This is a genomic window from Allosphingosinicella sp., from assembly GCF_036387215.1.
In the GTDB taxonomy this organism is placed as follows: Bacteria; Pseudomonadota; Alphaproteobacteria; order Sphingomonadales; family Sphingomonadaceae; genus Allosphingosinicella.
The window spans coordinates 1-5,595 of sequence record NZ_DASVUE010000138.1 but is presented as its reverse complement, the minus strand read 5'-3'; the positions used below and the strand labels follow the sequence as shown (position 1 = coordinate 5,595).

The window sequence follows — 5,595 nt, the reverse complement described above, 5'->3', positions numbered from 1 at the left end:
CGAAAGGAGCCGCATGCCCATCACCGGGAAGTAATCCGGATCGACCCCGTACAACCCCATTCCGAAGCCGTCCGTCTGACCCGGGAGCTTCACCACCTGGATCGACTTGTTCCGCGCTGTCGGAGCCACGCCCGTGCGGGCAACGCCGGTCACTCCGGGGACACGGGCGAATTCCGCTTTCACCGCCTCGGCATTGCCGGTTTCGCGGAAGCGCGAGGCGCCTTCCACCTGGATGAGGCCGTCGCGGCGAAAGCCGGGGTCGACCGTCTGGATGAACCGTGTCTGCGAATAGACGACTGCGGTGCAGACGATGAGGCCGATCGAGATCGCGAATTGCGTGACGACGAGGATCCCGCGCAGGCGGCCGGTTCCTTCGGCATCGCTCGCGGACTTGTTGGCCTTCAGCACCTTCGCCGGCTGGAAGCGCGACAGGTAGAAGGCGGGGTAAAGGCCGCCGATCACCGCCACCAAAGCGAGCAGCCCGAGCGCCGGCAGCAAATAGCCGTCGCTTCCGAAGTAACGAAATTCGAGATCGGCATCCAGAAAGGCGCTGAGCGCCGGCGTCGAAAGCTCGACCACCGCCAATGCGATCAGCAATGCGATCGACACCAGCAGCAACGATTCCCCCATGAACTGCGTCACGAGCTGGGACCGGGAAGCGCCGAGCACCTTGCGAAGCGCAACCTCGCGCGCCCGCTGGCCCGCACGGGCCGTCGACAGGTTGATGAAGTTGATCGATGCCATGACGAGGATCAGCGCCGCCACGATCGAGAAGGTGGTGATCGTACGCGGATCGTTGCCGGGCTTCATCGCCCCGAGCTGCGCTTCGCCCAGATGCACGTCCGCGACGTTGACGAGCTTCAGGTCCATGATGTCGGCGCGCGAGCGCACCTGGCCGTCGATCGTCTGGGTCGGGATGACCCTTTTTTCCCAGGCGGGAAGCGCGGCGTTGATCGCCTCCGCATCGGCGCCGGGGCGAAGCTTCACATAATGATAGGCGTTCATGTCGCCCCAGCTCCGGCCCTCGGGCGGAGCCTCGTCGCCGGCACGGGCGATGGTGCTGACCTTGAGGTGGCTGTTCTTCGGGAGGTCCTTGATGACGCCGGTGACCCGGTAGTCGAACGTCTCGCCGTTCCCCAGCCGCTCGGTAACGACTTTCCCGAGCGCATCGACGGTGCCGAACTGGCGGATCGCTTCCGTTTCGGTGAACACGATCGACTGCGGGTTGGGAAGCGCCGTCTTGGCCGACCCGCGGATGAATTCGAGCTGGAAGATGTCGAAGAAAGCGGGCTGGACGTAGAGTTCGTCGACGTAGAGCGGCTGGCCGTCGCGCACCAGCTGGAGCCGCCCCTGCTGGGCGACCGTGACCGCCTCGATCTGCGGAAATCCGCCGGCAATCGTGTCGCGCACCGGCGCCGGGCTGGTCTGGTTGGCCGCGATCGGCTGACCCGGCTCGTGCCACGTCGCCTGAACCTGGTAGACGCGCTCATGGTCCGGCAGCCACTCATCGTAGCTCGTCTCGTAGCGGACGTAGAGGAGGATCAGCAGGCAGGCCGCGAGCCCGATCGCAAGGCCGAGCAGGTTGATCACCGCATAGGCCTTGTTCTTGGTCAGCGAGCGGAGCCCCACCGTCAGATAATTGCGCAGCATCGACATGCCCGTTCCCCCTTGTCCTGCTCAGGCTGCCCGGCGCCGCTCCTGGAGCACGCGCCCGTCGAGCATGTTGACGACGCGGCCGGCATAATCGGCGTGGGCGGGCGAGTGAGTGACCATGACGATGGTCGAGCCTTCGGCGTTCAGCGCCTGAAGCATCTTCATCACTTCCTCGCCATGCTGGGTGTCGAGGTTGCCGGTCGGCTCGTCCGCCAAGATCAGCTTAGGATTGCCGACCAGGGCGCGGGCGACGGCGACGCGCTGCTGCTGGCCGCCGGAAAGCTGGCTCGGCCGGTGCTTGGCGCGGTGGCCGATGCCGACCTTGTCCATCACCGCATCGACGCGTGCGCGCCGCTCGGCGGCGGGCACATTGTGGTAGAGCAAGGCGAGCTCGACATTCTCGCGAACGGTGAGCTCGTCCACCAGGTTGAAGCTCTGGAAGATGAAGCCGATATTCTCCTTTCGGACCTCGGCGAGCTTCGCCTCGGGCAGGCCCGCAACCTCTTGGCCGTTGAAGACGTAGGACCCGCTGGTCGGGCTATCGAGCATCCCCACCACATTCAGGAGCGTCGATTTGCCGCAGCCCGATGGACCCATGATCGCGACGAACTCGCCGTCGCCGATGTCGAGGTTGATTCCGTCGAGCGCGGTCGTTTCGACGGTTTCGGTGCGGTAGACCCGCGAAAGATCGCGCATGTTCAGCATCGGGCAGGCTCCTTCTTATTTCTCGAGGTCCAGCCGATCCTTGTCGGCGAAACCGGTATAGGGTGAGGTCAGCACGCGCTCCCCGGGCTCAAGCCCTTCGAGCACTTCGATGTAATCGGCATTGCGGCGGCCGAGCCGGACCGGGCGCTTCACGGCTTCCGAGCCGTCGGGCGTCACTACGAACACCCAGGCGCCGCCGGTCTCGTTGTAGAAGGCGCCGTTCGGGATCAGCAGAGCCGGCGTCGGGTCGCCGAGCGTCAGCTTGGTCTGAAGCGTCTGGCCGCGCTGGATGTCGCCCGGCTCGCCGCCGACGAAGTGGAGGTCCACCTCGAAGGTGCCGTTCCGTACCTGCGGGTAGATTTTCGCGACCTTCATCCGGTAGGTCTTGCCGCCCCATTCAGCAGTGGCGACCTGGCCCGGCTCGACCCGCCCGAGATAGAATTCGTCCACCTGCGCAACCAGCTTCGAGCGGCCGGCGCTGTCGATCTGGCCGAGCCGCTCGCCGCGGTTCAGCGACTGGCCGACCTGGATCGAGAATGCGGTCAGCTGCCCCGCGACAGGAGCGCGGAGGTTGAGAGCGTCAAGCGTCGAGCGCGCGATGTCGAGGCTTCCGCTCAGCGAGGCGTTGGACGCCCTGAGCTGCGCCAACTGGCTCGTCTGCAGTCGCTGGTTGATCGCCCGCGCGCGGCGCAGAACCTCCGCGCGGCGCTGCATGGACAGATATTCGTCGCGGCTGTCGTTGAACACCTTGGCCGGCACGAACCCTTTTTCCATCAGCGGCTTCTGGGTTTCGAACTGGCGCTTCGCCTTGTCCGCGGCGAGCTGCGCATCGATCACCGCCCGCTCGTCCTGAATGCTGGTCTGGGCAAGCGCGAGCTCCTGGCTCCGCATCGAGTTCACTTCGCGGGAAACGTCGGACTGGCTGCGGAGCAGGTTGAGCTGGATTTCCGAGTTCGAGAGGACCGCGAGCAATTGCCCCTTCTGGACCATTGCACCGTCCTCGACGAGCACCTGCTCGACCCGCCCTCCCTCGACCGCGTCGAGGTAGACGGTGACGAGCGGCGTCACCCGGGCCCGGAGCGGAAGGAAATCGTCGAAGCGGCCCTTCTGGACGGTCGAGATCGTCACCCGGTCGGCGGCCACCGTCTGACTGCTCGCGGTCGGTGCCATCAGGTAGAAGATCAACGCGGCAAGGAGCACCAGCCCGACGCCGATGGCAATCTTCACCTGCTTGGAAAGGCCTTTCGCTTCGACCACGCGGTCCATCGCGCCGCCGCTTTGCAGCTTCGATTCCGGCTCCGCTTTTGGAATTCTGATCACGCTCATCCACCCGCCTCCACAAGGATTGGGTGCAACGATCGTGCCACGCCCACAAGAGCCGGTCGCCGGGAGTCCGGCCGCCTGAACTGTTCGTTTTCGAACAGATGCTGTTCGCCTGCGGACATGCCCCCGAGTTCCTCTTAGGCCGCGTGGTGGTGGGCCGGTGCGGCGACGGGCTTCTGCTCGACCGAAACGGGCTCGAACGTCATCAGCATCAGCATGGCGGCGATGGCCATCCACACGGCGCCTCCGGCGAGAGATTGAAAGTTGGTCATCGTGTTTCTCCTGTGAACGATGCGTCGATTGTTGCTTCCCCGTCATCAGCATCAGCCGTGCCAGTTCGCCGGAAGCGCGGATTTCCGCCGCTTTATAGGCTCCCGCTCCGCCCGGCGGCCGGCGGATGCTGTCCGCTTACGGACGCCCGCTGTCCGGTTGCGGACGACGGCGCACCGGCTGGCACGGAAATTGTTTGTGGCTCTTTCGATACGCTTTAGGAGAGCGAGGGTGGTGAGGGGGAATGCATTCGGGCGCTGTCTGGTCGTCGACGACGATCCCGACATCCTGTTGTCGGCGAAGCTGCTGCTGCGCGACCTGTTCGCCGAGGTCGCGACCTTCCAGTCGCCCGAGGACGCGCTTGCGGCCATGGAGGGCGAGCGGCCGGACGTGATCCTGCTCGACGCGAATTTCGGCCGCGGCGCCACCAATGCCGCCGAAGGCTTCCAGTGGCTGGCCGAGATATTGAAGCGAGACCCGGAGGCCGTGGTGGTGATGATCACCGCCCATGGCGGCGTCCAGATCGCGGTCGAGGCGATGAAGCGCGGCGCCACCGACTTCGTCTCCAAGCCATGGTCGAACGAGCGGCTGCTCGCCACCGTCCGAACCGCAGCCGCGCTCCGCAACTCGCGCCAGGAGGTGGTGAAGGAGCGCAAGCGCGCCGCCGCCATCGCCGCACCGACGGCGGGCGGCGAAACGCCCCTGCTGGGCCGCTCGCCCTCGATCGCGCGCATCTATTCGCTGATCGAGCGCGCCGCGCCGACCGAGGCGAACGTGCTCATCCTGGGCGAGAACGGCACGGGCAAGGAGCTCGTCGCCCGCGAGCTTCACCGCCGCTCGCGCCGCGGCGACAACGTGCTCGTCTCGGTCGATCTAGGGGCGGTGGCGGAAAATCTGTTCGAATCCGAGCTGTTCGGCCACGTGAAGGGTGCCTTCACCGACGCTCGCGGAGATCGCATTGGCCGTCTCCAGGCAGCCGACGGTGGCACCCTGTTCCTCGACGAGGTCGGCAATCTGCCGCTTCACCTGCAGCCCAAGCTCCTCACCGCGCTCGAGCAGCGCCAGGTGATCCCGGTCGGCGCCAACAAGCCGGTTCCGATCGACGTGCGGGTGATCGCCGCGACCAATTTGCCGCCCGACCGGCTCACCGACGAAAGCCTGTTCCGCCAGGATCTGCTCTTCCGCCTCAACACGGTGGAGATCGACCTGCCGCCGCTGCGCGACCGCCGCGACGACATCCTGCTGCTGATCGACCATTATGTCGGCCTCTATTCGAAGAAATACGGCAAGCCGATGCGACGGCTCCCGGGCGACGTGGCCGCGCAGCTAATCGCCTATGATTGGCCGGGTAACGTCCGCGCGCTCCGCCACGCCGCCGAACGGGCCGTGATCCTCGCCAGCGACGATGCATTCAGCGTCGAGGACTTCTCCTTGTCCCGGACGATGCCCCGGGCCGCCACTCCGGCGCCCGCGGTGCCGCCCAGCGACCTCAACCTCGATCGGGCGGAGAAGAACATCGTCGAGGCCGCGCTCAAGAAGCACGCCTACAATATCTCGCTTGCCGCGGCCGAGCTCGGCCTCACCCGCGCCTCGCTCTACCGGCGCATGGAAAAGCATGGGCTTTAAGCGGCGCTTCATCCTTGG

5 protein-coding genes are annotated in these 5,595 nt (G+C 65.9%); 1 reads left to right on the top strand and 4 read right to left on the bottom strand.

The window, feature by feature from the left end; translation table 11 throughout:
• The 4 genes from VF662_RS05485 to VF662_RS05470 all read right to left on the bottom strand — a co-directional run.
• Positions 1-1,656 (bottom strand): ABC transporter permease (locus tag VF662_RS05485; RefSeq protein ID WP_464138774.1); only part of this gene is annotated, 1,656 nt, incomplete at its 3' end.
• A gap of 21 nt (positions 1,657-1,677) precedes the next feature.
• A complete protein-coding gene (locus VF662_RS05480) occupies positions 1,678-2,358 on the bottom strand; it encodes an ABC transporter ATP-binding protein (RefSeq protein WP_464138771.1) in 681 nt (226 codons plus the stop codon).
• A 15-nt stretch (positions 2,359-2,373) separates the two neighbouring features.
• Positions 2,374-3,684 carry an efflux RND transporter periplasmic adaptor subunit gene (locus tag VF662_RS05475; protein WP_464138768.1) on the bottom strand — a complete coding sequence of 437 codons (1,311 nt, stop codon included), beginning with the start codon at positions 3,682-3,684 and terminating at the stop codon, positions 2,374-2,376.
• Positions 3,685-3,818: 134 nt separating this feature from the next.
• The gene (locus VF662_RS05470; RefSeq protein WP_464138764.1) at positions 3,819-3,953 is read right to left on the bottom strand and encodes a hypothetical protein; all 135 of its coding nucleotides are present in this window, start codon (positions 3,951-3,953) and stop codon (positions 3,819-3,821) included.
• Positions 3,954-4,182: 229 nt separating this feature from the next.
• On the opposite strand from VF662_RS05470, the gene VF662_RS05465 reads away from it, so the two are divergent.
• On the top strand, positions 4,183-5,577 hold the full coding sequence (locus tag VF662_RS05465) for a sigma-54-dependent transcriptional regulator (protein ID WP_464138761.1): 1,395 nt from the start codon (positions 4,183-4,185) through the stop codon (positions 5,575-5,577).
• The last annotated feature ends 18 nt before the right edge of the window (positions 5,578-5,595 follow it).

What these genes read in the sequence shown, in the direction of transcription:
- VF662_RS05470 (WP_464138764.1), bottom strand. Translation starts at nt 3,953, where the DNA reads ATGACCAACTTTCAATCTCTCGCCGGAGGCGCCGTGTGGATGGCCATC.
- VF662_RS05475 (WP_464138768.1), bottom strand. Translation starts at nt 3,684, where the DNA reads ATGAGCGTGATCAGAATTCCAAAAGCGGAGCCGGAATCGAAGCTGCAA.
- VF662_RS05480 (WP_464138771.1), bottom strand. Translation starts at nt 2,358, where the DNA reads ATGCTGAACATGCGCGATCTTTCGCGGGTCTACCGCACCGAAACCGTC.